Raw genomic sequence first — 25,972 nt, forward strand, 5'->3', positions numbered from 1 at the left:
GCTATTTCACCGGTTCAGCGTGTGAATCGCGTGTCCGAGCGCGTTCTCGGCGGCCTCCATCACGGCCTCCGAGAGCGTCGGGTGGGTGTGAATCGTGGCGGCCACGTCCTCCAGCGTCGCGCCCATCTCGATGGCGAGTCCGAGTTCGGCGATGAGTTCCGAGGCCTCCGGTCCCACGATCTGTGCGCCGAGCAGGAAGCCGCTCGGTTCGTCGGCCACGATGCGGACGAAGCCCTCGGCGTGGCCCGTCGTGAGCGCACGACCCGAGGCGTTGAACGGGAACTTCCCGACTGCTGGCTCGAAGCCCTCCTCCTCGGCCTCCGCCTCGGTCATGCCGACGGTGCCGATTTCGGGGTCGGTGAAGACAGCGGCCGGGACGGCCTGATAGTCCAGCGCGGAGGGTTCGCCCGCGATGACCTCCGCGGCGACCTGCCCCTCCTTGCTGGCCTTGTGCGCGAGCATCGGTTCGCCCGCCACGTCGCCGATGGCGTAGATGTGGTCCTTCTCGGTGCGTGCGCGGTCGTCGGTCTCGATGAAACCGTTCTCGTCGGTTTCGATGCCCGCGTTCTCCAGTTCGAGCGTGTCGGTGACGGGTTCGCGACCGACTGCCACGAGGACCTTCTCCGCGCCGAACTCCGAGATGGTCCCCTCTTCGTCTTCGGTCCTGACGGTGATGCCGTCGCCCGACTCCTCCCACTCGCTTGCGGCCTCGCCGAAGTGAAAGTCGATACCGAGGTCCTCGGCCTTCTTCTTCACGGGGCGGGCGAGGTCGTCCTCGTAGCCCGGCAGCACGGAATCGAGCATCTCTACGACGGTCACGTCGGTACCCAACTTGGCGAAGACGCCCGCGAGTTCCATCCCGATGTAGCCCGCGCCGACGATGACGAGGCTCTCGGGCACCTCGTCCAGCGCGAGCGCCTGCCGGGAGTCGAGCACGGGGTCGTCGCCGAAGTCGAAGCCCGGCACCTCGATGGGCCGACTTCCAGTCGAAACGATGGCGTGTTCGAACTCCACGGTCTCCGAGCCCTGTCCGCCGCCGCTGTGGACGATGCGGGCCTTGTCCTCGTCGGCGAACTCCGCGCGGCCCTCCATCAGTTCGACGCCGTTGGCCTTGCTGAGTTTCTCGACGCCGCCGGTGAGTTGGTCCACGACCTCGTCCTTCCAGCCGACCATCTCGTCCATCTTCACCTCGGGGTCGGCGTAGATGCCCATCTCCTCGGCGTCGCCTGCCTCGTGGGCGAGGTCCGAGGCCGTAATCATCGCCTTCGAGGGGATACAGCCGTAGTTCAGGCAGGTCCCGCCGTAGGCGTCCTTCTCGACCATCGTCACGTCGAGGTCCAACTGGCCCGCGCGGATGGCGGCGACGTAGCCGCCCGGTCCCGCACCGATTACCAACACGTCCGTTCCCGTCGAGATGTCTCCGACGACCATATGTTCGGGAAGTCGGGCTTGGTGGTGAAAAATCAGGTGGATTTTGCGGCGAGCTTCGAGTGGTAACAGGTCACTCGGTCTCCACGTAAACCGCGTCGGCCAGCTTGTCCCGGTGGAGTTCGTTCGGTCCGCCGGCGATGGTCAGCAGACGGGCGTCGCGGAGGTAGCGTTCGACGTGATGCTCGGTCGTGTACCCCCTTCCTCCGTGGAGTTGCATCGCGTCGTTAGCGTTCTCGACGGCGGCCTCCGTCGCGTAGACCTTCGCCGCGGCGAGTTCCCGACGAGCGTCTTCACCCCTGTCCGCACGGTCGGCGGCCCGGAGCGTCAGGAGACGGGCCGCGTCGGCCCGCTGGGCCATCTCCGCCACGTTCCATCGGACGCCCTGAAAGTCGCTGATGGACTGGTCGAACTGCTCGCGCTTCCGGGTGTACGCCGCGGCGTCTTCGAGCGCGGCCCGAGCGATACCGACGCCGCGGGCCGGAACGTTCACGCCGGTGTGGACCTCGCCGCGCCGGACGTAGGCTTCGCCCTCCTCGCCGACGAGGTTCTCGGCGGGAACTCGAACGTCCGAGAGTCGAACGCGGGGTGACTTCACGTTACGAGCGCCGAGCGTCTCCCACACCTCCTCGACCTCGAACTTCTCGGCCGGAACGAGGAACGCGCTGACGTTGTGCGGCGCGTCGGCGTCGGGACCCGTCTTCGCGTAGGTGAGGACGAAGTCGGCGTGCTGGAAGTTCGTCACCCACTGCTTGTGGCCGTCGAGGACCCACTCGTCGCCGTCCCTTTCCGCAGTCGTCTCCATCTCCAGTTTGTTCGCGCCCGCGTTCGCCTCGCTGAGGCCGAGTGCGCCGACGCGGTCGTAGCTCGCCATCTCGGGCAGGTACTCCTCCTTCTGGGCGTCGGTCCCGAACCGCTCGACGACGGTGGCGACGCCGAGGTTGAGCGCGAGTGCGCTGGCGACGGTCATCGTCGCCGCCGCGAGTTCCTCCGTGAGAACGACGAGTTCGACCAGTCCCTCTCCGCGGCCGCCGTACTCCTCGGAGAGCGTGAGTCCCGCGTAGCCTCGGTCGCCGAGTTCGGCCAGAATCTCCCCTGGGTACTCCTCGTTCCTGTCGAGTTCGATGGCGCGCGGGCGAATCTCGGACTCGGCGTACTCGCGCACTTCCTCGCGGAGCGCTCGCTGGTCCTCTGTCAGGCGAAACGGCATGCGGATGCCCACGACGCGGAGGAGGTAATAGGTTCGCCGACAGGATTCGTCGGTCGTGCCGGGACGGTCACGCCACCCGTTCGACCTCGTACCCCGCGTCCCTGACCTCCTCGATGATCTTCTCCGCGTGACCGGTCCCACTCGTGACCACCTGAAACACCAGATACGCCTCGCCGACTCGGAGGTCGTCCACCGCGCGGTCGTGGCGGACCGTCCGGATGTTCGCTCCGGTGTCGGCGATGATGCCCGAGAGCGTCGTCATCTCGCCGGGTTGGTCCTCGATGCGGACCCGCAGACGCATCAACTGACTGCGCTCGGTCAGCGCCTGCGTCAAGACGGTCTGGAGCATCGAGATGTCGATGTTGCCGCCCGAGAGGATGGGGACGACCGTCTCGCCCGATACGTCGAGGTCGTCGGAGAGAACCGCGGCGACCGAGGAGGCCCCCGCCGCCTCGACCAGTTGCTTGGCGCGTTCGAGCAGGAGGAGTTCCGCGCGGGCGATTTCGTCGTCCGTGACCGTCATCACCTCGTCTACGTGCTCTTCGATGAGGCCGAGCGTCAACTCCGAGATGCTCCCCGTGGCGATGCCGTCCGCGATGGTCTTGGGCGAGTCGATAGAGGACGGGATGCCCTTATCGAGGCTCTCGGGGACCGTCGCGGCCTGCTCGGCCTGCACGCCGACGACGCGGACTTCCGGGTCGAGTTCGGCCAGCGCGGCGCTGACGCCGCCGATGAGCCCGCCGCCGCCGATGGGGACGACCACGGTGTCCACGTCCGGCATCTCCTCGTGGATTTCGAGGCCGATGGTGCCCTGCCCCGCGACGATGGCCGGGTCGTCGTAGGCGTGGACGAACTCGGTGTCGTCGGCCTCGGTCAGCGACTGGGCGTACTCCATGGCGGCCCGGAAGTCCTCGCCGCGCAACTCCACGTCCGCGCCGTAGCCGCGGGTGGCCTCGACCTTCGCCTGCGGCGCGTTCTCGGGCATCACGATGGTCGAGTCGATGCCGGTCGTGGTCGCGGCCAGCGCGACCCCCTGTGCGTGGTTGCCCGCGCTCGCGGCGACGACTCGCCCTATCCCGCCGCGGTCGGCGACCTGCCGGAGTTTGTTGTACGCGCCGCGGGTTTTGAACGACCCCGTGCGCTGGAGGTGTTCCATCTTGAGATGTACGTCCGCGTCGGTCATCTCGCTCAGCGACCGACTCCGTTCGATTTCGGTCCGCTGGACCACCGACTCATCGAAGCGCTCGCGCGCGGCCTCCACGTCGCGCAGGGTGACTTCGGCCATATTTGCCAGTTTTCGAGGAGATGTATATCAGTTTCTCAGTGGCCCCGGCCCGCATGGGTCTCGGTACGAGACGACCGGCGCGCGCCAGTCGAACGATTCGCTTCTCTCGTGAGAGCGCGGCAGGGCGGATCTAGTCCGCGCGAATACTTAACACACACCGCCTCGAAGTTGCGGGCGAGCGTTCTTCGGAGGGGCGCAGGGCGGCCCGACGAAGCGAACGCTCAACCACCGGAGGCTACCCATGGCAGAGGCAACAGCAGACGCCGAACGGCTCGTCCGCGAGTACGCGGCGATCTGGAACGAAGGGGAGTTCTCGAAGTTGTCCGACGTCGTCGCGGAGTCGTTCACGTTCACGTCCCCGACCGTCGGCACGTTGCAGGGTCGCGAGGAGGTCGAAGCGTACGTTCGGGAGGTCACAGACGGGTTTTCGGACTTTCGCATCGACATCAATGACCTGCTCAGTGACGGGACCGTGGTGATGGCCGAGAGTACGCTCTCGGGGACGCACGATGGGGAGTTCGAGGACATTCCGCCGACTCACGAGGAGTTCGAGATTCGAGACATGGCGAAGTTCGTGGTCGAAGACGGGAAACTCCGCGAGGAACGCGCGTACTTCGACCAGCACGACTTCCTGAGCCAGCTCGGACTCGTCGACGAGTGACTCGAGTCCGCTCTCTTTTCGCCGAGACAGACCGTGTCAGCCCGGAACCGGAGAGCGCCCCGAATCTCACTCCAGCAGGAGGAGTTCGGGGTTCTCTACGTACTGCATGAAGGTGTTGGCGAACGCCGCGGCGTCCGCTCCGTCCACGATGCGGTGGTCGATGGTCAGCGATATAGGCAGCGTGTGCTTCGCCACGACCTCGCCGTCCTCGACTACGGGGCGCTGTTTCAGTTCACCGATACCCAGGATACCCACCTCGGGGTAGTTGAGGATGGGCGTGGCGTACTCGCCGCCGATTGCGCCGAAGTTGGTGACGCTGAACGTCGAACCCTGTAGTTCGTCGCGCGAGATGGAGCGGTCACGGGCCTTCTGGACCAGTTCGTTGACCTCGCTGGAAATCTGGAGCAGGCCCTTCCCGTCGACGCCTTCGACGACCGGGACCATCAGTCCGGCGTCGGTCGCGGTCGCCACGCCGACGTTGTAGTAGTTCTTCCGGAGGATTTCGCCGGCCTCCTCGTCGAGTTCGGCGTTCAGTTTGGGGTGTTGCTTGAGCGCGGCGACGACAGCCTTCATGACGAACGGCATGTACGTCAGGCGGATGCCACGCTCCTCGGCCTCCGGTTTGAGTCGCTCGCGGGTCTCGACGAGGCCGTCTACGACCGCGGTGTCGTGGTGGGTGACGTGGGGCGCAGTGTACTTCGACTGGGACATCGCGTCACCGATGGTCTTGCGGACGCCCTTGTACTGGATGCGCTCGACCTGTTCGCCCGCGCTCGTCGCGGCGGCCGTCTCGGCCTGCGCCTGCTGGGCCTGCTGTTGGGCCTCGGCGTACTGCATCACGGCCTCGCTGGTGACGAACGCCTCGCCGTCGCGCTGCTCGGTCGCCGGGACCGAGTCGATGTCGACGCCCTGCTCCTCGGCGACGCGCCGGGTCGCGGGCGCGGCCAGCGTCCGCTCGCGGTCGGCCGACTCCGGGGCCGCACCGCCGAGCGACTGACTCCCGCCGGCGTCCTCGGTCCCGGGTTGCGCGCTCCGCTCGCGAGTCGCCGCGACCTCACCGGCCGACTCCTCGGCTTCGGCGAGCGCCTCGTCGCGCTCCTCGACGCCCTCGGTCTCGCCGCCGGACTCGGCGGCCTGCCGCACGTCCTGCTCGGTCACGCGACCGCTCGGGCCGGTGCCCTCGACTTCGGCGATGTCCACGCCGAGTTCGCGGGCGACGCGGCGCGCGCTCGGCGCGGCGAACACGCGGCCCTCGCCGGTCGAGACCTCTTCGGCGACCGTCTCCTCGGTCGCCTCGCCCTGCGTCGTCGCCTGCTCGGTCTCGCCGGACGCCTCGGCCTCCGCAGCTCTCTGGGCTTCGCCCTCCGTCTGGCCCTCTTCGACCGGTTCGCCCTCCACGTCGAAGGTGATGATGACCGACCCGACCTCGACGACTTCGCCCTCCTCGGGGATGATTTCGCGGACGGTCCCGTTCACCGGCGACGGGACCTCCACGATGGCCTTGTCGGTCTCGACTTCGGCGACCGCCTGGTCCTCGGAGACCGTGTCGCCCTCCTCGACCAGCCAACTGACGATTTCGCCCTCGGCGACGCCTTCGCCGACGTCGGGCAGTTTGAATTCTCGTACCATGATTCAGAAGTTCACGGCGTCCCGGATGCCTTCCTTGATGCGGGCGGGTTCGGGCAGGTAGTAATCTTCGAGCGCGTACAGCGGGAACGGCGTGTCGAACCCGGTGATGCGCTCGACGGGAGCCTCCTGATACAGCAGGGCCTCCTCCTGGATGATGGACGAGATTTCCGCGCCGAGTCCGCCGGTCTTCGGCGCTTCGTGGACGACCGCCGCGCGGCCCGTCTTCTTGAACGACTCCACGATGGTCTCCTCGTCGAGCGGCGAGACGGTCCGGAGGTCCACGACCTCCACGTCGATTTCGCCCTCCAACTCCTGGGCGGCCTCGACGGTCGGTCGGGTCATCGCACCCCACGTGAACACCGAGATGTCGGTGCCTTCCTCGCGGACGGCGGCCTCGCCGATGGGAACCTCGTAGGATTCGGTCGGCACGTCGCCGCGGAACGCCCGGTAGATGAGCTTCGGTTCGAGGAACATCACGGGGTCGGGGTCGCGGATGGCCGAGGTCAGCAGGCCCTTGGTGTCGTACGGCGTGCTGGGGATGACGACCTTCAGACCCGGCTGGTGGGCGAAGAAGGCCTCCGTGGACTCGGAGTGGTGTTCCGGCGCACGGATGCCGCCACCGTAGGGCGCGCGGATGACCATCGGACAGGTGAACCGACCGCGGCTACGGGTACGGAGTCTCGCGGCGTGGCTCACGATCTGGTCGAAGCCGGGGTAGATGAAGCCCATGAACTGGATCTCCGGGATGGGCTTCAGGCCGTAGGCCGCCATGCCGATGGCGGTGCCGATGATGCCGGACTCGGCCAGCGGCGTGTCGATGACGCGGTCGCCGCCGAACTCGTCGTAGAGTCCTTCGGTCGCGCGGAACACCCCGCCGTTCTTGCCGACGTCCTCGCCCATGACGAGCACGTCGTCGTCCTGCTGCATCTCGGTATACAGTCCGTCTCGGACCGCCTGTACCAGCGTGAGGTTCTCGGTCTCTTGCTCTCGTTCTGCTTGTTGACTCATTGGTTAGTCCTCCAGAAGCGCATCGTCGCCGTACTGCTCTCGAATCTCTCCGAACCAGTCGAACTGTTCTCGGAGTCGCTTGGGCATGTCGGCGTAGACGTGCGCGAAGATTTCCTCGGGGTCGGGACGCTCGACCGCTTCGGCCGCGTCGATGGCGTCGGCGACCGTTTCTTCGACCTCCTGCTCGATGGCTTCGACCTTCTCGTCGTCAAGGGCGCCACGGTCGCGCAGGAACGACTCCAGTCGCGGAATGGGGTCCTTCTGCTTCCAGCGCTCGACCTCCTCGTCGTCACGATAGACCGAGGGGTCGTCGGCCGTGGTGTGGGCACCGTAGCGGTACTGGACCGCCTCGATGAGGGTCGGTCGGAGGTCGTCCTCGCCCGGGTTCTTGGCCTTCTCGATGGCGTCCTTCGTCGCCTTGTACACCGCGAGGGGGTCCATGCCGTCAACTTGTACGCCCTCGAAACCGTAGGCCTGGGCCTTCTGAGCGATGGTGGCCGAGGCGGTCTGGCGCTCTCGCGGGACCGAAATCGCCCACTGGTTGTTGTTACAGAAGAACACCGTGGGCGTGTCGAAGACGCCCGCGAAGTTCAGCCCCTCGTGGAAGTCGCCCTCGCTGGTCGCGCCGTCGCCGAAGTAACAGAGGAACGCCTTCTCTTCGCCCTTGAGCTTCGAGGCCCACGACGCACCGGTCGCGTGGGGAATCTGCGTCGCTATCGGCACCGCGACGGTGAAGATGTTGGCGTCGTCGGGGATGGCGTTGCCTTGTTCGTGGCCCATCCAGTACAGCAGGGTCTGTTTCAGCGACAGACCACGGACGAGCGCCGCGCCGTGTTCCCGATAGCTCGGGAACATCCAGTCGTCGTCGGCCAGCGCGTGGGCGCTCCCGATCTGGGCACCCTCCTGTCCGGAGAGCGGCGGGTAGGTACCCATCCGTCCCTGCCGGTTGAGCGAGACCGCACGCTCGTCGAAGTGGCGGGTGAGCTTCATCTCGCGGTACATGTCCACCATCTCCTCGTCGGAGATGTCGGGCACGTCCGCGCCCTCTACCAAGTTACCGTCCTCGTCGAGGACCTGTACGCGGTCCTGGGGGTCTTGGTGTACAATACTCACGGTCGAACCCATCCTGACATATTCAATAGGTCACGGCCACGCATTATAGGGTTTTCGTAACTAACTTTCCATAGGTACGATTCTTGCGGGGCTTTCCAGTGGAAATCCTTACTTCCACCGGGTTAAATCAGCACTTTCTAAATTTTTCCCCAGTTAAATAGACGTTCGTCTGATAACGTCCTGATTTAGAGGCTCTGGGTGAACGAACGGCAAGTATTGCGTCAATCGTTACGTGAGTATTTTTCGCCAGCGCCGGCGACGGCGTTCGCTCAAACCGACGCTCTTCGGGCATCGCGGCGGGCCTGTTCGACCGTCTTTCCGTCCCGAAGTACGGCGTCTACGAACAGTTCGCCCGCTTTGTACGACGACCGGACCATCGGGCCGCTGGCGCAGTAGAGAAAGTCGAGTTCCTCCTCGGCGACCTGCCGCCACGTCTCGAACTTCGAGGGGTGGACGTACGTTTCGACGTCGAGGTGCGTGCGCGAGGGTTGGAGATACTGACCGAGCGTCACGACGTCCACGTCGGCCTCCCGGAGGTCGCTGAGCGTCTGGTAGACCTCGTGGTCGTACTCTCCGACTCCGAGCATGATGGAGGTCTTGGTGTAGATGTCCGACTCGCGTTCGACCTGCTCGAGGACGCTCAGGCTCTGCTCGTAGCCAGCGCGAGGGTCCCGGACGGGTTGCTGGAGGCGCTCGACGGTCTCGACGTTGTGCGCGACGACGTCCGGTTCGGCGTCGATGATCTTCTGGATAAGTGCCTCCTCGCCCTGGAAGTCGGGAATCAGCACCTCGACGAGAATCGAGGGGTCGCGCTCCTTGATCTCCCGAATCGTCTGTGCGAAGTGGGCCGCGCCCTGCCCTTCGAGGTCGTCACGGTCTACGGAGGTGAGGACGACGTAGTCGAGACCGATTTCGGCGACCGCGCTCGCCACGTTCGCGGGTTCGTCGGGGTCGAGCGGTTGGCCACCGCCGGTGTCCACGTCGCAGAACCCGCAGTTGCGAGTACACTGGTCGCCCATCAGCATGAACGTCGCGGTACCCCCGGACTCGGAGTTCTTTCCGCTCCAGCACTCGCCGAGGTTCGGGCAGTTGGCCTCCTCGCAGACGGTGTTGAGGTCGTGGTCTCGCAACGTCTGCTTGATGCCCGTGAACTCTTGGCCGGATGGCGGTTGCATCTTGAGCCAATCGGGTTTCCGGCGGCGACTCATTGGCCGTGTGTTCGGCGCGGGTGGTGAAAAGGGTGGGGTATTCGCGTTCGTCGGTGGGCGTTTGGTCGGTTTTGGGTCGTGAGAGTTTGGAGGAATGGAGTTTTACTTACGTCGTTCGGGTCCGACTTCTGTCGGCGGGTCTCGTGTCATATTTCTAATCGTTTCTTATATATTTTCTCCTCTATATTGGAAACGTTTTTCTTTCCTAGAACACGCTGACGAGGTCTCGCGGTTCGAGAACGCGCCAGCCGCGCAAGGTCGTCGGGGCTTCTCTCGGCCCCTCACGTTCTCGGTTCCCCCTACATTCTCGGCCCCTCCACAGTCTCGGCCTGGATGCTCCGTCGCGGTGCGGTCCGGCCGTCCCAGAACCCGTCGTCCAAATCGACACCCCCCGCAATTCCAACCTACCGACACGACCGGAATCACCTAGCCGAAACCAAGCGGAACGGTTCGAAACGAGGTACGACACCGTTCCGTCGCACTAAGCCCCGAATAACAAAGCCTCTCAGGAACCAACTATCGAGCATGAACACCAACATCTTCGACTGGGTCGCCATCATCCTCACCGCTATCGGCGCGATAGTGTGGGGCCTCCTCGGCGTCACCGGACTCTCGGGCGAGGCGGTCAACATCATCAACGTGATTCTCGAACCCATCTTCCGGCCCGGTCCCGCCCAGACCGTCGAGTATCTCATCTACGTTCTCGTCGGCATCGCGGGTGTCTACCTGCTGTTCACCGCCTACAAGATGGGCCGGGCGAGTCGTCGGGCCACCCGCGAACGCCGCAAGCGCGACGCCACGACTCGGACCGACGCGACCACCGACCGGACCGACACCGACAACACCAACACCGAGTCCTAGGCGTCGTCGTGTTTTGAGACGTTTTCTTCCGAGCGTACTGCTCGCTCTGCACCGAGATAGCCACCGGAAGAAACGTCGTGACGACCGCCTCCGAAGGGCGGAGTCGTCTCACCGAGAATCAGACGCCGAAGAACTCCTACTCGTCGTCCTGTCCGTAGCCTTCGAACTTCTCGGCCACGTCTCCCATCTCCTCGGCACTGAGTTGGACCGGACTCCCGATGGCCTTCGCCTGACAGTAGATGCGTGCCGTGTACTCGACGTTGACCGCGGTTTCGAGCGCGGCGTCGGCGTCCTCGCCCGTCACGAGCAGCCCGTGGTTGGCGAGCAGGCACGCCTCGGCGTCGGCGTCCTCCATCGCGGCCACCGCGTTCTCGGCGAGTTCCGCCGTGCCGTAGGTGGCGTAGTCGGCGACCGGGACGGTGGTTCCGGCGAGCGCGAGCATGTAGTGGACCGGCGGAATCGGTTCGTGGAGAATCGCCAGCGTCGATGCCCACGGCGAGTGGGTGTGGACGATTGCGCCCGCGTCGAGGTTCCGGTAGACCGCGGCGTGCATCGGCGTCTCGCTCGACGGGGCAGTCGTACCCGCGACCTGCTCGCCCTCCAGCGAGACCACGGGGACGTCTTGGGCGTCGATTCGGTCGTAGGCGACGCCCGTCGGCGTGACCGCGAATCGGTCGTTCCGGCGAACGCTCAGGTTTCCGGTTCGGCCGGGGGTGAGACTCGCAAGGTCCGGTGCGCGAGTGGCGACCGCGCGACGTTCCGCTCCAAGCATGTACGTTCCAACTCAGGGGAGGTAACTATATATTCTCCCCGACCGGAAATCGGCCGAACCGGTGTCGAGTGCCGCGCGTCCGACGCGTCGACGAGCCCATAAACATCGGAAAATTTATCAGTAGAAGCATTTTATTATTGTCGAAGAAAAGGAAACAATGGTAGACGTATCGCGGGAAGAGATCACCGACGGTTCGCTCGTTCGCTCCCTACTGTTCCTCGCAGCACCGTTAGTCGTCCAAAATCTCGTGCAGGTCGCCCAGCAGATCGTCGATACGTTCTGGGTCGGGCGACTCGGCGGGGAGGCCGTCGCGGCCGTCGGCGTGAACTTTCCCGTCATCGCGTTCATCTACAGTGCCGCCGCGGTCGTGTTCACCGGGACGCAGGTCGTCGTCTCGCAACGCGCCGGGGCCGACGACATCACGGGCGGACGTCGAACCGCGTTTCACGGACTGACGTTGGCGTTTTTTGGCGCGACCGCACTCGCGGTACTCGTCATCGTCGGTGCGGACACCATCATCGAACTCGTGTTGTCCGGTGACGAGGTGACGGCACTCGCGGCGACCTACCTCGGAACGTACATGTTCGGCCTCCCGTCTGCGGTCATGAGCGACGCGCTCGAAGGCGGGTTCGTCGGGTGGGGGGACTCGCGGGCCGCGATGTACATCAACGTCACTTCGGTCGTGGTCAACATCGGACTCGACCCGTTCCTCATCCTCGGGTGGGGACCGTTCGAGTCGATGGGCGTCCGCGGAGCGGCCATGGCGACCGCAATCGGATACACCGCGGGGTTCCTGCTCGCACTCGCACTGTTCCTGAGAGGGCGGGACGGGTTCGTTCTCACGCGGGAGACGATCTCCTTCGAGCTCGACGAGTACCGCGAAATCCTCGACGTCGGCGTTCCGACCGGTGCCCAACGAGGTCTCAGCCAGTTGGTGCGCGTCCTCATCATCGCACTGGTCTCGGCGGTTGGCGGGGCGGCCGCAGTCGCGGCCTACACCATCGGTGCGCGAATCGCCAGCGTCGCCTTCATTCCGGCGCAGGGCCTCTCGGGCGCGGCCCAGAGTATCGTCGGCCAGAATCTCGGGGCGAACAACCCCGGGCGCGCCCGCCGGACGACGTGGGTCGGCGCGGCCATCGCCGCGGTCGGTCTCACCATCGCGGGTTCCGTCCAGTGGTTCGCGCCCGAACTGCTGGTTAACGCGTTCGTCGTCGATATGAGTCAGCGAGGCTTCGAGTTGACGGTCGATTACCTCCAGATACTCGTCCTCGGCTACTGGGCTATCGGCGCGATGTACGTGTTCAACGCCGGATTCAACGGCGCACGCCGGACCAAGGTCAGCATGGTCGCCGGAATGCTGAAGTACTGGGGAGTCAGACTCCCGATCGCCGCAATCGGCGCTCTGTGGCTCGATTTCGGCGTCCACGCGGTGTTCTGGGCGGTCACCATCTCGAACGTCGTCGGCGCTATCGGTGCGGGCCTCTACTACTACTACACGACCAGCAACGGGATGTTGAAGCAGGCCGCAGAGAAAGCGGGCGCGACAGCGGACTGACGGCACGTCGCACCGACCGAGGACTCGGCGAGCGCGACCTTTGCAAAAGCAGACCCGTAGTAACCTACTTCACTCGGACGGTCCGCGAGTCCGTCACCGGAAGCAGAGGCAGTTCCGGGAACGAGACTTCCACGACGTACTCCATCTCGTCGTCGGTGCCACCGAAGACGCCCACCGGGACGGTCGTCTCGCCGTCGAGGTACGTGGTCGTCTCGGTCATCTCGACGCCGTTGACCGTCACGCGAATCCCGGCCTGCGCGCCCTGTCCCGCGTTCCGGACGGTGACTTCGCGCATGTCGTTCTCGCCCTGGGGAATCGAGTCGGGGAACGACCCCCACTCGACTTCGACCCGGGGCAGGTCGCGGGCGCTTTCGAGGACCGCTTCGGCGACGCCCGCGGTGAGACCGGCGTCGACGAGTCCGCCTTCGCCGACCTCGCGTACGTCGGCGGGCGTAGCGATACCCTCCGTCGCTAACTTGCTCGCTCGGCCCGACCCCACGCCGTCGATTGCGGTCAGGCCCACCGCGTCGGAACTCACGCCGTGTTCGATGCGAGCCTCGACCCGGCGCGTGAGGTTCGCGGCTCTGGGTCGGTCGAAGCGTTCGAGGAACGCCCGGAGCGCCGCGAGGAGTCGGAGCGCGTTCTGGGTGATGACCCACGCGTCGCTCCGGAGTTCGGCGGGCGTCGTGCCCGTCATCGTCGAGCGCAGGATGGCGAGGATCTTCCGCGCACCGGGTTCCAGGTCGCCCGCTTGCTGGCCGACCAGCACCGAATCGACCGCCTCGCGCTCCGATTGGCGGGCGCTCACGCTGTCGAACTCAGCGGCGTCCGCGACGGTCCGGAGTACGTCGGCGGTCCCGATTTCGTCTCGCTGGGCGAGGTCGCGGAACTCCCCGGCGGTGTCGAGGCGGAGGTAGAACTTCGAGGCGAGTCGGCCGAGCGGGGTGGCCGAGACGTCGAGGCTCTCGCCGGTCTCCACGAAGCCCCGGTCTACGAGGCGTTCGAGGGTGGTCCGCACCCGGTCGCGGAGGTTCTCGAAGTCGTACTCGTCGGGCTTGGCCCGCGCCCGGACGTAGTAGAACGTGGTTTCGAGCCAGTCCATCACGTCGTCGAGACCCCGGATAGTGCCCATCGCTATCTCGGCGTTGAGGTGGGCGTCGAGGTCCTCGGCGAGTCGGGACTCGATCTCCTTGCCTTCCCGGAGGAGACGCCGGTACTTGTCGGCTTCCGCGTGGTCGCAGACCACCCAGCCGTAGCCCACGTCGTCGTACTCGGGTCTCCCCGCCCGGCCGAGCATCTGGAGGATGTCGAGGGGGCTCATGTCGACTTCCCCCTCCAGGGGGTCGTGAATCTTGGTGTCCCGGAGGACGACGCATCTGGCGGGGAGGTTGACGCCCCACGCCAGCGTGGAGGTCGAGAACAGGAGCTGAATCTTGCCCTGCTTGAACCACTCCTCCACTCGGTCCTTGTCGCCCTTCGAGAGGCCGGCGTGGTGGAAGGCCACGCCGTCGAGAACCGACTTCCGGAGGGTGTCGTTCTGGAGGTCGTCGGCCTCGTTGTGGAAGTCGTAGTCGCCGCGCGCGCCCATCGGAACGTCGCGCTCGGCCACTTCGTCGCGGGCTTTCTTGGCTGCCTGCACGGTGTCCTGCCGGGAGGAGACGAACACGAGCGCCTGCCCGTCGTCGCGGATGTGGGGTTCGGCGAGGTCGAGGGCGCGGTAGAGCCGCCGGTACTTGTCGGCGAAGGAGTTGTCGCCGTGAGTGTACGTCTCGACGCCCAAGTGGAGGTCGACCGGCCGGTAGTCGTCGCCGAACTCGAAGGTGTTCTCGGGCGGCGCGTCGAGCCAATCGGCCACGTCTTCGACGTTGGGCATCGTCGCCGAGAGCGCGACGACGCGGGGGTCCGAGAGCCGTCGGAGGCGCGAGACCGTGACTTCGAGGACGCTCCCGCGCTTCTCGGAGTCGAGCAGGTGGACCTCGTCGATGACGCAACAGTCCACCTCGCGGATGAAGGCGTATCGCCGCGAATCGTGCTTGCGAGTCGCCGAGTCGGTTTTCTCGGGCGTCATCACGAGGATGTCGGCGCGCTCGGCCCGACGGGGGTTGAGGTCGCGCTCGCCCGTGACGACGTACACCGAATATCCGAGGTCCTCGAACCGCTCCCACTCGCTCTCCTTCTCGTTGGTCAGTGCGCGCATCGGCGCGACGAACAGGGCGGTACCGCCCGCCTCCAAGGTCCGGCAGATGGCGAGTTCGGCCAGCGCGGTCTTGCCACTGGCAGTCGGCGCGCTCGCCACCACGTTCTCGTCGGTTTCGAGGAGCGCGTCGACGACCTCGCGCTGCATGTCGTTGAACTTCTCGAACGGGAACACCTCGGCGAACTCGGGGTCGGGGACTGCCTCGGCGACTTCCATCGTTCGACTCACAGGGTCCGGGTGGCAAAGGCGTTTCTCTATCGGAACGAGCACGACGGGACGGTCACCACGCCTCCCGAAGCACCGCCTCGATGTCCGCCGCGCTCGCGTCCAACCCCGCCGGCGCGCGCTCCATCGGGTGGTCGTCGACGACGAACTCCGCAATCGCCGGTACGTCCTCCTCACGCGTCTCGGGGAGGTCCCGGAGCCGCGACGGCGCGCCGAGCGCGTCGCGCAACTCCGCGACTGCTTCCACGACCGCTTCGGCCACCTCCTCGTCGGAGCGGCCCGACGGGTCGAGACCGAACCCTTCGGCCAGCAGGTCGCGACTCGCGTCCACCTCCGAGAAGAGATACCGGAGGACGTGGGGGACGACGACCGCGTGGACCGCGCCCTGCTGGACGTTGTACCGGCGGGCGAACCCGTGACCGAACGCGTGGACGACCGAGACCTTGCGGTCGAGTTGGACGAGCAGCGATCCAACCACGGCCAGGTCCATCGCCTCGGCGGTGGAACGTTCGTCAGTAACGACTCGAGGAAGCGCGTCGGTCAGCAAGCGGAGGCCGTGAACCGCCGTCGCGTCGCTGACGGGGTCGGCGTCTCGGGCGTACGGCGTCTCGATGCCCTTGTCGACGCCGTTCATCGCCGACCCGGCCAGCGCGCCCGCGGGCGTGGTCTCGAACAGATCGGGATCCGCGAAGTCGGCGACGGGCATCGCCGACCCGCCGACGATGACCGGTTGGTCCGTCGGCGACTCCACCGCCGGGAGGACCTCCAGCGACCCGCCGCTCGACACGTCCGCGCCGGCGAACGTCGTCGGGACGACGACCACGGGCGGACGGTCGTCGCCCGGGTCGGGCGCACTGACCTCGCCGTCCTCGCGGGCCTCCTCGCGCAGGTCCGCCAGCGAGCGCCCGTCGGACGCGAAGACGCTGGCCTGCCGGGCCACGTCGAGACTACTGCCGCCGCCGACGCCGACGAGGACGTCCGCGTCTGTCTCGCGCATCGCATCGATGGCGTCGAACGCCGCCTCGGCCTGCTTCTCGGGCGTCGTCCCGTCGAAGACGCCCGCGAGACGGTCGCCGAGTCCGGCCTCGACGGAGTCCATCAGGTCGTCGTTGGCCGCGACGTTCGACCCGCAGACGACCAGGGCGCGGTCGAGGTTGCGCGCCGCGAGATAGTCGCCCAGTCGGTCCACGCACCCGCGGCCGTACAGCAGGTCACAGCTGCGGTAATCGTACTCGAACGCCTCGGCTACCGGGAGCATGGCCCTTCAGTTACAGCGCTATCGCAATGAAGGTGGAGGCCGTGCGCGTCGGTGATTTCTGGCGGCTACGCGTCGCCGTCCAGCAGTATTTCCCGCAGTTCCGCCGCCGACCCCGCCACCGCGTCTGCCTCCGACAGGTCCAGTTCCTCGTCGGACTGGTTCCGGTAGCCGACCGCCTTCATGCCGGCCGCCTTCGCCGACTTGACCCCGTTCGTGGAGTCTTCGACGGCGACACACTCCTCCGGCGCGACCCCGACCTGCCCGGCGGCGTACTCGTACACGTCGGGTTCGGGCTTGCTCTTGCCGTCGATTTCCTCCGCACTGATTATCCGGTCGAACTCCTCGCGGAGGTCGAACCGGTCGAGCATTCGGTCTATCCAGTCGTGTGGCGACGACGAGACCAGCGCGACGGTCCGGCCGTCCTCGCGGAGGCCCGCGAGCAGGTCCCGGAAGTCCTCCTGTAACTCGACTTTCTCACCGTAGATGTCCCGGGCCGCCTCCTCGTAACGGGCGACGAACTCGTCTTTGCTGGCGGTCATCTCGTGGCGCTCTTCGAGGTAGTCGTAGATTTCCCGGAAGTTCATCCCGGTCGTCTCCGAGGTGTCGGCCGACCCCTCGACCGCCGAAGGGAGGATTTCCTCGTCCTCGATTTCGACCCAGTAGCGTTCGGAGTTCACGATTACACCGTCCATGTCGAACAGCACAGCCTTCGATTGCACGGACGAACCAACGAACCGGACCGAAATAGTAGCTCCGGGCGAGGAGCGCGCGGTGGGAAGTCGCTCGTTTCCAGGCGACTGGTCGTCATCGGGTCGCGATTCCCGTCGGGGAACCGAGTCGGCCGCCCCAGAGTTTAAATCCGGGACCGGGACGAACCCTGCCCGTGACCGAAACCGTCCACGTCTACGCCGGGGAGTGCTCGATTACGTACTACAGCGAGGCCCGACGCGCCTCGAAGCCGAGTGACGAAACCGCGGAGTCCGACCCACGAACCCAGCGCGGCCGGGTCGTGGTCGTCCACAAGCCCGACGGTACCGTCCTCGTCCACGACGCCGAAGGGTATCAGCCGGTCGAGTGGCTCACCCGAGCGAACGCGGTCCACCGCGAGACCGACGGAGACGGCGGGTTCGGTCTCGTCGCGGTCAAGGACCGCGAGCGCCTCCACGTCGAGAGTCACGGCGACGTCGCCCGCGCGTCACGAGGCGACCTCGGCGGGCGCGCAGGTCGGGGCCTGCCCCGACTGCGACGGTACCCTCGTCCGCGCCCGCGGGGCAGTCACCTGCCTCGACTGCCCGGCCGAGTACGGCCTGCCGCGCGACGCCGCGATGCTCGACTCGACCTGCGACTGCGGCCTGCCTCGGATAGCGGTCGAGCGCGGCGCGCGTTTCGAACTCTGCGTGGACCGCGACTGCGAGGGCCTCGACGACGCGGTCCGCGAGCGATTCGACCGCGAGTGGTCGTGTCCCGACTGCGACGGCGACCTCCGGGTGCTGCGCGAGCGCACCCTCTTTCTGGGTTGCGAGAACTACCCGGACTGCGAGGCGACGTTCGCGCTCCCCGACCGGGAGGTGGTCGGAATCTGCGACTGTGGTCTGCCGCGCGTCCGGAGAGACAATAAAAAGAGCGAGAGTGGCGGAAGTAGCGAAAACGGCGAAACCGCCGACGAGTCGAAGTGCTTGAACGAGACGTGTTAACGTTCGACCGGGTCGGCCCCGACCGCCAGTCGGTCGGTCGCCGCCCAGACGACGAAGCCGATCGCAGCGGCCGCGAACGCGAGTCCCGACTTGGACGTGCCGGACGTGGCGAACGCGAGGCCCCCGAGGACCGTCGAGAGCGCCAGGGCACGCGTCGGTCGCTGGTCGGTGAGCCGAATTACTCCGGCCAGGAAGGCGACGCCGACGACGCTACCGAAGACCACGTCCACCACGTAGTGAACGCCGAGGAAGACCCTCGACGCCGCGACCAGCGTGCTCAGTACCCCCGCGAGAGCGAGTCGTCTGGGTCGGTCCCAGAAGTCCAGCGCGAACGCCGCGCCGCCGTAGACCGCGGTCGTCTTCAGCGCGTGGCCGCTCGGGAAGCCGAACCCGTCGCCCGTCACCATCGACTCGTACGCGGCGTGCCCGATTGCCGGAATCCACGTCGGCGGGGTCGCCGTCGCGGCCCCCGGCGGTCGCGGGAGTCCGAAGACGTGCTTGAGAACGACCGTTAGCGAGTACGCGCCGACGGTAAGCGCGAGCAAGTACACGCAGTCGTCTGTGAGTGACTCGGTAAGGGAACGATACCTCGTGCCCATCACGTAGAGGGCACAGATGCCGACCACCACGAACCACATGTCACCGAGTTGTGTGACGAGGCCAGCGATGGCAGTCACAGCTTCCGGAAGCTGGGAAGCGAACTGTGCTTCTCCGAATCCCCGAGACATACGTGATACCAGATAAATTCAGAATGTTTATTATTTACGGAAGTGTCTACGTTTGGAGTGAATCGACGCAGGTTCGTGACGTCGGCGGGAGCGTCCGGAATAGCCCTGTTGAGTGGATGTACAGAGAGTGGAAATCCGACGACGGGAACCGACGGTACGGAGACCGAAGGTGGAACCGAGGCCGCGGTGAACGACGCGACGACCAGGAAAGGCGACTTCGACTATCCAGAAGGACTCTCCGAGGAGAGCGTTTCGGACGTCGAGCGCCTGAACGAACAGGTACTCGACAGCGTCGAGAGTACCAGTTTCACCTTCGACTACGAGATCGAACCGGCGGGCGAGAACAGCTACGAAGCGAGCGAGACTGCCCGCTACGACCCCGAATCGGAGGAAGGACTGACGCGGGTGAAAGCGTCTACCGACGAAAAGTCGGTGAACTACGCCACGTACCAGTCCGGCAGTAAGGTGTACATGGTCGAGGGACTGGGCCGACGGGTCGAGTACAGCACCTACGACCTGAGCTCCCCGGAGAATCGGTTCGACAGGAGGACGGCGTTAGACACCGCACGGGAAGACTTGGACTCCATCGACAGCCTCACGTATGCAGTTGACGGCGTGGAGGTACGTGCCGGAAGAACAGTCGCGGTGCTCACGATTACGGGGGCTATCGAGGCTGACGACTCGTGGGTGAGCGACCCCAGCGGTGAACTGTACGTCAGCGAAGCCGCGTGGCCAGTCGAGTTTCACTTCGAGTGGACCAGTAGCGAAGGGTCCTTCGAAGCGGACGGCGAGTTCAGCGACATCGGAAACACGACCGTCGAAAAACCGGACTGGGTACAGAAAGCCAAAGACTCGTAGGTCCCGCGTACCGCAACCCTCGACTGCGAGGGGACACCGGAAGCCGTTTGACGCCGCGAACCGGAACGACGACCATGAACGGACGCCTGCGTGACGACGAAGTGGTGGTCGGCGGCGACGCCCGCCAGCGCTACTACGACTCCAGCGGGTACGGCCGCCCGCTCGGCGGGCAAGAAGTCGCGCTTTCGCGCGTCGAGGCCGCCTACCTGCTGTTCAAGGGCGACATAGACGGCATCGAAGGGATGGGGTTCCGGGAGTTCCTCGCCGATTCGGGCGACGAGATCGCAACCCGATTTCTGGTGTACGCCGACCTGCGCGACCGGGGGTTCTACCTCTCGCCCGCCCGCGACGGGTGGGTCGATTCGCCTCGGTCGAGCTCCGACTTCGTGGTCTACCCCCGCGGCAAGGGGCCGTGGGACGACGCGGTTCTCTACCGCATTCGGGTCGTCAGCGAGCGCGCGAGCGTGGCCGCCGAGGAGTTGGGCGACGTGGTGCTGGCGGTCGTGGACGAGGAGAGCGAGATAACCTACCTCGAAACCGACCGGGCCGACCTCCGCGGGAGTTCGGGCACCGACCTTCCGCAAGCGGTCCCGGCCGACCTGCTGGACGACCGCGTGCTGGTCTGGGACCCGCCCTCGACGCTCCACGAGCGAGGCTTCTACGGCCAACCCCTCGACGGCAGAGACCCGAATCGGGACGTACCGGGCGCGCTCCAGCTGTCGCTGATCGAGGCCGCTTACCTCGCCAGCGAGGGCGTCCTCTCGCTCGACGCGGACGCGGAAACGGTCCGCGAGCGCGGCCGCGAGGTCGAAGGCGCGCGCTTCGACCGACGACTCCGGGTGTATCGGGCGCTCCGCGAACGCGGGGTCGTGCCCAAGACCGGATTCAAGTTCGGGTCGGACTTCCGGACCTACGCCGACGTGGAGTCGGTCGATGACCTCGGCCATTCGGAGTGTCTGGTCAGGGTGCTTCCGGCCGACCACGTCTTCTCGCCGCGGGACCTCGCGCTCGACGTTCGCCTCGCCCACGGGGTCCGAAAGCGGATGATTTTTGCGCTCGTAGGCCCGAACGAAGAGATAACCGATTGGATCTCCGTAGGCCGACTGACACCATGACACGAGACACCGACAGCAGAGACGGGGTAGAGCAAGCCGACCGCGAGAAACTGCCCGACGGCGGGACCGCCGCAGGTGACGGCGACGACGTGGCGCTAGACCCGTGGGGGTCGGCGGCAGTCGCCGACTACCGGAAACTGTTCGAGGAGTTCGGCATCGAGGAGTTCGACGAGCTTCTGCCCGAAGTGCCCGACCCTCACTACCTGATGCGCCGCGGCGTCATCTTCGGCCACCGAGACTACCGCCGAGTCGCCGACGCGATGGTGAACGACGAACCCTTCGCGGCGCTCTCGGGGTTCATGCCGACCGGCGACCCCCACATCGGCCACAAACTCGTCTTCGACGAGATAATCTGGCACCAACGGCAGGGCGGTGACGCCTACGCGCTCATCGCCGACCTCGAAGCCCACAGCGCCCGCGGGATGACGTGGGACGAGATAGACGAACACGCCCGCGACTACCTACTCAGCCTGCTCGCGCTCGGGTTCGACCCCGAGGAGGGGACGCTCTACCGACAGTCGGGCGACCGCGACGTACAGGACTTGGCCTTCGAGTTGGGGTCGAAAGCCAACTTCTCGGAACTGGAGAACATCTACGGCTTCTCGGGCGAGACCAGCGTCTCGCACATGCAGAGCGTCGTGACCCAGATGGCCGACATCCTCTACCCCCAGCTGGACGAACCCAAGCCGACCGTCATCCCGGTCGGCCCCGACCAGGACCCCCACGTCCGCCTCGCTCGGGACCTCGCGGCCCGGATGGGCTACTTTAGCGTGACTGAAGCCTACGCGAGTTTCGAGGCCGACGCCGAGGAGCGCGAACTCCTCGCCGCGGCCTACGCCGCGCTCTCGGAGGAGACCAGCGAAGACGAGACGGTTCGATGTGAAGACGCGGCCGACTGGCTCGAAGACGAGATGGCCCCCGGCGCGGCCCGCGAGAGCGCAGTGGCAAAACTGCGAGAGGCGGGCAAGGAACCCCTCCGTCCTCGGGTCCGATTCCTCGACCGGAACGCGACCGAGGACGCCTTCGAGGCGCTTATCGGCGCGGTCGAGGGCGAGAAGCGCGTGTTCGACGAACACGTCGACGCCTTCGACCTCTCGCGGGAGGACGCCGAGGAGTTGGCCCGCGAGGTCGAACTCGACCACGGCGGCTACGGGTTCGTCGCTCCCTCCTCCATCTACCATCGGTTCATGACCGGTCTGACCGGCGGGAAGATGTCCTCGTCGGTCCCGGCGAGCCACATCAGCCTGCTCGACGACCCCGAAGACGGCTACGACAAGGTGAAGGCCGCGACCACAGGCGGCCGCGAGACGGCCGAGAAACAGCGCGAACTCGGCGGCCGGGCCGACGAGTGCCCGGTGTACGAACTCTACGCCTACCTGCTGGCGGGCGACGACGACGAGTTCGCCAAGGAGGTCTACGACGAGTGCGTCGGCGGCGAGCGCCTCTGTGGCGACTGCAAGGAGCAGGCCGCCCGACTGATGCGGGAGTTCCTGGCGGAACATCAGGAGAAACGCGAGGAGGTCGAGGACCTGCTGGAGCAGGCCGACATCGAGTTAGACAGCGACCGCAAGCGGAACTGACGCCCTTTTCCCCGCTCCACCGTCGTTCGTTTCAACAACAGTTAACCCCTCGCGCCCGGAGAGACGACACATGGCGACCGCGAACGCGGACAGACTCGAACCGCTCGGCATCGGCTTCGGCGTACTGCTCGTCCTCGTCGGACTCGCAACCATCGTCGGAACGCCGTGGGCGTACAAGTCCGGCGGAATTCTCGTAATGGTCGGACAGTCCCTCGGCGCAGTGGCGGCCATCGCCATCGGCGCGGGACTCGTGTGGCTCGCTCGGAGGTGAAACCGGTTCGTGTGTGGTATCGAATATAGAGACGTTTCTCTCGGACGCATATACTTAGGATAAGCAATTGTATATCTATTTCTAGAGTAAAATCCAATCGATAAGACCGGAGCAGAGTCGGCAACGAACCGAAATCGCGGAGAAACGGAGCGGCAGTTACTTGTTCGGCAGGAAGGCGAGGCCGAACAGCAGGACGACCGTGATGACGCTCAGGATGACGATGCCCCACAGGCCCGCGATGCGCTCGTTGAACTGGTCGATATCACCGACCTCCGACCGGTACTCGGACGGGTTCGACGAGAGTTGGACTACGCCGTCCTGGTCCTCGGGGAAGTGCGCGACGAACGTCTGGTTGTTGTTTTCGGGACCGAGCACGACGTTTCCACCCTCGGAGAGCGACGTTTCGAGCGTCTCGGGAGCAGTCCACGAGAGCGTCGCCTCGTCCGCGGTGACGTTGCTCACGGTGGTCTGGTTGCCTTCGTACTGGAACGTGTCGCCCTCGGAGTACTCGCGGGTGTCGGGTTCGCCGAACTGCTGGCGCTTGTACTCGTCGACGGGGACGAGCGTCTTGTTCTCTCCCTCGTCGACGACGACGAATTCGGTCTCGTTCTGCGTGACCGTGGTGGTGTTATCGCTCAGGTTGAACTCCTGACGGAGGGTGAACTGACTGGGGTCGGACTCGTTCGGGATGAGAACCCGATACGTGGAGTTGTCCAACTGCGTGGTCGAGTTGTTCGCCAACGTGGCGGTGTAGCGCGCCGACTCGTTGACTCGCGACAGCGTTCCCTCTCCGTCACCGACCGACGTGACCGTGTACTCGTACCCGTTGACGGTCAGCGTGTCGTTTTCGGCGTACGTCTCCCCTTGAACGTCGATGCCCGGCTCCTGGGCCACACCGATGAGCGAGTAGGACCCAGCGGCGATTACGAGGAAGAGGACGGCGTACACCGTCGCGGCTCGTCGTTGCATGTTCGAACCGTTTCGACGCGCGCCGTTTAATGATTACTTTTCGGCGATGAGACCGGGGTTCGCTCGGTAGGCGATTCGAGTCCGGTAGAAGGGGGTGCGTTACTGGCTTGCGGTCGGTCGGCGTGGCAGGATTTTTTCTACCGGGCGCGCGACGTGACGGACATGAACTTCGGTATCATCAGCACCGCCAACATCGGCAGGGTAGCGGTAGTTCCCGCGATTCGGGACACCGACCACGAGGTCCTCGCGGTGGCCTCGCGCGACGGCGACTCGGCCGAGGCGTTCGCCGAGCAGTTCGACATTCCGCGCGCGTACGGCTCCTACGACGAACTACTCACAGACGGCGACCTCGACGCGGTGTACAATCCCCTGCCGAACGCGCTTCACGCCGAGTGGACGAAGAAGGCCGCCGATGCGGGCCTCCACGTCCTCTGCGAGAAGCCGCTCGCGGTCGACGCCGAGCAGGCCCGCGGGGTCGGCGACCACTGCGACGAGCAGGGCGTGACGCTGATGGAGGCGTTCATGTACCGCTACCACCCCAGAACCGAGCGCGCCGCAGAAATCGCCCGCGAGCAACTGGGCGAGATTCGGTCGGTGAAAGCCTCCTTCCAGTTCCCGATGGACGACCCCGGAAACGTCCGACTGAGCCCGAACCTCGCCGGAGGGAGCCTGATGGACGTGGGCTGTTACGCGGTCAACGCGGCCCGACTCTTCCTCGGGGAACCCGACCGCGCCTACGCGACGACCCACGACGCGGGCGACTACGGCGTGGACACGAAACTCGCGGGCGTCCTCGAATACGACGGCGGTGACGACGGGGCCGCCGCGGCGGGAGCGACCGCCGAGGTGTCCTGTGGCTTCGAGACCGCCGACAGCCAATGGTACCGCGTCGAAGCCGAGGACGGGTGGCTGGAGGCCCGCGAGGCGTTCGCTCCGCGAGGCGAGGGCGGCGTCGAACTGGCGTACGAGGTCGATGGTCGCCACGTCGTAGAGTCGTTCGACCCGACCGATCAGTACCGACTGGAGGTCGAACACCTCGCCGAATGCGTCGAAGCGGGCAACTCCCCGCGGACCGACGCAGACGAGGCGGTCCGGAACATGGCGACTATCGACGCGCTGTACGAGAGCGCGGAGAAGGGGGAGGCAGTCGCGGTGGAGGGCCGATAACATGGACAAACAGAACCTGCGGGAGCGAATCTGGGACTACCTCGAAGACGAGGGTATCGCGCGCTTCCCTTTCCCGCCACACGACCGCATCCCGAACTTCGCCGGAGCAGCGGACGCGGCCGACCGACTCGCCGAGACGGGCGAGTGGGAGGACGCGGCGGCCATCAAGGCCAATCCGGACGCGCCGCAGTTGCCCGTCCGGCGGCGTGCGCTTCGGGAGGGCAAGACCGTCTACATGGCGGTGCCTCGACTCCGGGACGACGAGCCATTCTACGAACTCGACCCCGCGGAGATTCCGCCCGAGGAGTACGACAGCGCGCCGACCATCTCCCACGTCGAGTCGTACGCCCGGCAGATCGGGCCCGAGGAGGTGGCGTCCATCGACCTCGTGGTCTCGGGAAGCGTCGCTGTCACCGAGGTGGGCGCACGAGTCGGCAAGGGCGAGGGGTACAGCGACCTCGAGTACGCCGTCCTCCGCGAGTTGGAGCTCGTGGGAGAAGAGACGCCGATCGCGACCACCGTCCACGACGCACAGGTGGTCGACGAAGACGTGGCGGTCGAAGACCACGACGTTCCGATGGATCTTGTGGTCACTCCGACGCGAACGATTCGGACCGAGACGGAGTTCGAGAAGCCCGACGGCCTGTTCTGGGGCGAACTGTCCGAGGAACGCATCGCGGAGATTCCCGTGTTGCAATCGCACCAATCCTAATCCGTTACACTTGCTGCGAGCCTTCTATTCCCACACCAGCTATTGCGAGCGAAGCGACTGAGCGGGGTGTTCCGTGTGCAGGTTTTACGAGGAACGGTGCCCGCAGTGCTCGAACGAAGTGAGAGAACGAGGATACTGAGTAAAGAGGTCAAGCCAAGGGCCGGATTTGAACCGGCGGTAGGCGGCTCTGCAGGCCGCTGCGTTCGGCCGGACTCTGCCACCTTGGCGCGGTTTCTGGTAATCGCTCGGCGCGCTTAAATATAGCGGTCTTCAGCAGACGGTACTGGTCCCGTTCGAAATGAAAACGGCCCGCTGCAGCACGGTGCTGCAGCGGGCCGGTATATGAGTGGGAGGCGGCGAATCGGGGTTTCCAGAGGCTCGCGCACTCCAGTACTGGCCGAAACGCAGGCGGGCTTAACTTCCGTGTTCGGGATGGGTACGGGTGTCGCCCCGCCGCTCTGGCCGCCT

The 25,972-nt window shown here is 65.8% G+C and carries 22 protein-coding genes, 1 tRNA gene, 1 rRNA gene and 1 pseudogene; 10 read left to right on the top strand and 15 right to left on the bottom strand.

Annotated features, from left to right (window positions below; translation table 11 throughout):
* Positions 1 to 6: 6 nt before the first annotated feature.
* The 3 genes from lpdA to ilvA form a co-directional block, all read right to left on the bottom strand.
* A complete protein-coding gene (gene lpdA, locus E2484_RS18555; protein ID WP_137286670.1) occupies positions 7 to 1,431 on the bottom strand; it encodes a dihydrolipoyl dehydrogenase in 1,425 nt (474 codons plus the stop codon).
* Between the two features lie 70 nt (positions 1,432 to 1,501).
* On the bottom strand, positions 1,502 to 2,638 hold the full coding sequence (locus tag E2484_RS18560) for an acyl-CoA dehydrogenase family protein (RefSeq protein WP_137286671.1): 1,137 nt from the start codon (positions 2,636 to 2,638) through the stop codon (positions 1,502 to 1,504).
* Positions 2,639 to 2,705: 67 nt separating this feature from the next.
* Positions 2,706 to 3,923 carry a threonine ammonia-lyase gene (gene ilvA, locus E2484_RS18565; RefSeq protein WP_137286672.1) on the bottom strand — a complete coding sequence of 406 codons (1,218 nt, stop codon included), beginning with the start codon at positions 3,921 to 3,923 and terminating at the stop codon, positions 2,706 to 2,708.
* A gap of 241 nt (positions 3,924 to 4,164) precedes the next feature.
* Between ilvA and E2484_RS18570 the strand changes: the two genes are divergently transcribed.
* Entirely contained in the window at positions 4,165 to 4,584 is a 420-nt protein-coding gene (locus tag E2484_RS18570; RefSeq protein ID WP_137286673.1) for an ester cyclase, read from the top strand.
* 66 nt (positions 4,585 to 4,650) lie between these two features.
* On the opposite strand, the gene E2484_RS18575 is transcribed toward E2484_RS18570, so the two are convergent.
* The 4 genes from E2484_RS18575 to lipA all read right to left on the bottom strand — a co-directional run bounded on the left by E2484_RS18575 (position 4,651) and on the right by lipA (position 9,542).
* The gene (locus tag E2484_RS18575; RefSeq protein WP_137286674.1) at positions 4,651 to 6,213 is read right to left on the bottom strand and encodes a dihydrolipoamide acetyltransferase family protein; all 1,563 of its coding nucleotides are present in this window, start codon (positions 6,211 to 6,213) and stop codon (positions 4,651 to 4,653) included.
* 3 nt (positions 6,214 to 6,216) lie between these two features.
* Positions 6,217 to 7,221, bottom strand: a complete 1,005-nt coding sequence (locus tag E2484_RS18580) for an alpha-ketoacid dehydrogenase subunit beta (RefSeq protein WP_137286675.1) — start codon at positions 7,219 to 7,221, stop codon at positions 6,217 to 6,219.
* Between the two features lie 3 nt (positions 7,222 to 7,224).
* Positions 7,225 to 8,346 (bottom strand): pyruvate dehydrogenase (acetyl-transferring) E1 component subunit alpha, encoded by a 1,122-nt coding sequence (gene pdhA / locus E2484_RS18585; protein ID WP_394347930.1) that lies wholly within the window; start codon positions 8,344 to 8,346, stop codon positions 7,225 to 7,227.
* 257 nt (positions 8,347 to 8,603) lie between these two features.
* Complete coding sequence (lipA, locus tag E2484_RS18590) at positions 8,604 to 9,542, bottom strand: lipoyl synthase (RefSeq protein WP_137286677.1); 939 nt, start codon at positions 9,540 to 9,542, stop codon at positions 8,604 to 8,606.
* Positions 9,543 to 10,067: 525 nt separating this feature from the next.
* Between lipA and E2484_RS25160 the strand changes: the two genes are divergently transcribed.
* Positions 10,068 to 10,403 carry a DUF378 domain-containing protein gene (locus E2484_RS25160; protein WP_170977411.1) on the top strand — a complete coding sequence of 112 codons (336 nt, stop codon included), beginning with the start codon at positions 10,068 to 10,070 and terminating at the stop codon, positions 10,401 to 10,403.
* A 136-nt stretch (positions 10,404 to 10,539) separates the two neighbouring features.
* Here E2484_RS25160 and E2484_RS18600 read toward each other — a convergent pair whose 3' ends face one another.
* Positions 10,540 to 11,175 carry a class II aldolase/adducin family protein gene (locus tag E2484_RS18600; RefSeq protein WP_137286679.1) on the bottom strand — a complete coding sequence of 212 codons (636 nt, stop codon included), beginning with the start codon at positions 11,173 to 11,175 and terminating at the stop codon, positions 10,540 to 10,542.
* A gap of 157 nt (positions 11,176 to 11,332) precedes the next feature.
* On the opposite strand from E2484_RS18600, the gene E2484_RS18605 reads away from it, so the two are divergent.
* Entirely contained in the window at positions 11,333 to 12,730 is a 1,398-nt protein-coding gene (locus E2484_RS18605; RefSeq protein ID WP_137286680.1) for an MATE family efflux transporter, read from the top strand.
* Between the two features lie 64 nt (positions 12,731 to 12,794).
* Here the strand turns inward: E2484_RS18605 and E2484_RS18610 are convergent, their stop codons facing one another.
* From E2484_RS18610 to E2484_RS18620, 3 genes are all read right to left on the bottom strand, one after another.
* Positions 12,795 to 15,143: a DEAD/DEAH box helicase gene (locus tag E2484_RS18610; RefSeq protein WP_137286681.1), complete on the bottom strand. Its 2,349-nt coding sequence runs from the start codon at positions 15,141 to 15,143 to the stop codon at positions 12,795 to 12,797.
* 64 nt (positions 15,144 to 15,207) lie between these two features.
* Positions 15,208 to 16,410, bottom strand: a complete 1,203-nt coding sequence (locus E2484_RS18615; RefSeq protein WP_137286682.1) for an iron-containing alcohol dehydrogenase family protein — start codon at positions 16,408 to 16,410, stop codon at positions 15,208 to 15,210.
* Between the two features lie 65 nt (positions 16,411 to 16,475).
* Entirely contained in the window at positions 16,476 to 17,129 is a 654-nt protein-coding gene (locus E2484_RS18620; RefSeq protein ID WP_321112724.1) for an HAD family hydrolase, read from the bottom strand.
* A 164-nt stretch (positions 17,130 to 17,293) separates the two neighbouring features.
* On the opposite strand from E2484_RS18620, the pseudogene E2484_RS26185 reads away from it, so the two are divergent.
* Positions 17,294 to 18,104: pseudogene (locus E2484_RS26185) on the top strand (topoisomerase DNA-binding C4 zinc finger domain-containing protein).
* Here E2484_RS26185 and E2484_RS18630 read toward each other — a convergent pair.
* Positions 18,101 to 18,832: a phosphatase PAP2 family protein gene (locus E2484_RS18630; RefSeq protein WP_137286683.1), complete on the bottom strand. Its 732-nt coding sequence runs from the start codon at positions 18,830 to 18,832 to the stop codon at positions 18,101 to 18,103. The pseudogene E2484_RS26185 and the gene E2484_RS18630 overlap by 4 nt on opposite strands.
* Before the next feature lie 108 nt (positions 18,833 to 18,940).
* Between E2484_RS18630 and E2484_RS18635 the strand changes: the two genes are divergently transcribed.
* From E2484_RS18635 to E2484_RS18650, 4 genes are all read left to right on the top strand, one after another.
* Positions 18,941 to 19,690, top strand: coding sequence for a hypothetical protein (locus tag E2484_RS18635; RefSeq protein ID WP_137286684.1), 750 nt, complete (start codon positions 18,941 to 18,943; stop codon positions 19,688 to 19,690).
* A 74-nt stretch (positions 19,691 to 19,764) separates the two neighbouring features.
* Positions 19,765 to 20,805 (top strand): tRNA-intron lyase, encoded by a 1,041-nt coding sequence (gene endA, locus E2484_RS18640; RefSeq protein ID WP_137286685.1) that lies wholly within the window; start codon positions 19,765 to 19,767, stop codon positions 20,803 to 20,805.
* Complete coding sequence (locus tag E2484_RS18645; RefSeq protein ID WP_137286686.1) at positions 20,802 to 22,385, top strand: tryptophan--tRNA ligase; 1,584 nt, start codon at positions 20,802 to 20,804, stop codon at positions 22,383 to 22,385. The genes endA and E2484_RS18645 overlap by 4 nt, the downstream gene beginning before the upstream one ends.
* A 70-nt stretch (positions 22,386 to 22,455) precedes the next feature.
* Positions 22,456 to 22,656, top strand: a complete 201-nt coding sequence (locus E2484_RS18650; RefSeq protein ID WP_137286687.1) for a hypothetical protein — start codon at positions 22,456 to 22,458, stop codon at positions 22,654 to 22,656.
* 156 nt (positions 22,657 to 22,812) lie between these two features.
* On the opposite strand, the gene E2484_RS18655 is transcribed toward E2484_RS18650, so the two are convergent.
* The gene (locus E2484_RS18655; protein WP_137286688.1) at positions 22,813 to 23,625 is read right to left on the bottom strand and encodes a hypothetical protein; all 813 of its coding nucleotides are present in this window, start codon (positions 23,623 to 23,625) and stop codon (positions 22,813 to 22,815) included.
* Between the two features lie 162 nt (positions 23,626 to 23,787).
* On the opposite strand from E2484_RS18655, the gene E2484_RS18660 reads away from it, so the two are divergent.
* A complete protein-coding gene (locus E2484_RS18660) occupies positions 23,788 to 24,792 on the top strand; it encodes a Gfo/Idh/MocA family protein (protein ID WP_137286689.1) in 1,005 nt (334 codons plus the stop codon).
* Between the two features lies 1 nt (position 24,793).
* A complete protein-coding gene (locus E2484_RS18665; protein WP_137286690.1) occupies positions 24,794 to 25,504 on the top strand; it encodes a 5-formyltetrahydrofolate cyclo-ligase in 711 nt (236 codons plus the stop codon).
* 151 nt (positions 25,505 to 25,655) lie between these two features.
* Here the strand turns inward: E2484_RS18665 and E2484_RS18670 are convergent.
* Both E2484_RS18670 and rrf read right to left on the bottom strand, forming a co-directional pair.
* A tRNA-Cys gene (locus E2484_RS18670) sits at positions 25,656 to 25,731 on the bottom strand.
* Between the two features lie 121 nt (positions 25,732 to 25,852).
* Positions 25,853 to 25,972: ribosomal RNA gene (gene rrf / locus E2484_RS18675) — 5S ribosomal RNA — on the bottom strand; the annotation flags it as partial.

Source organism: Halorussus salinisoli, from assembly GCA_005239435.1.
GTDB lineage: Archaea > Halobacteriota > Halobacteria > Halobacteriales > Haladaptataceae > Halorussus > Halorussus salinisoli.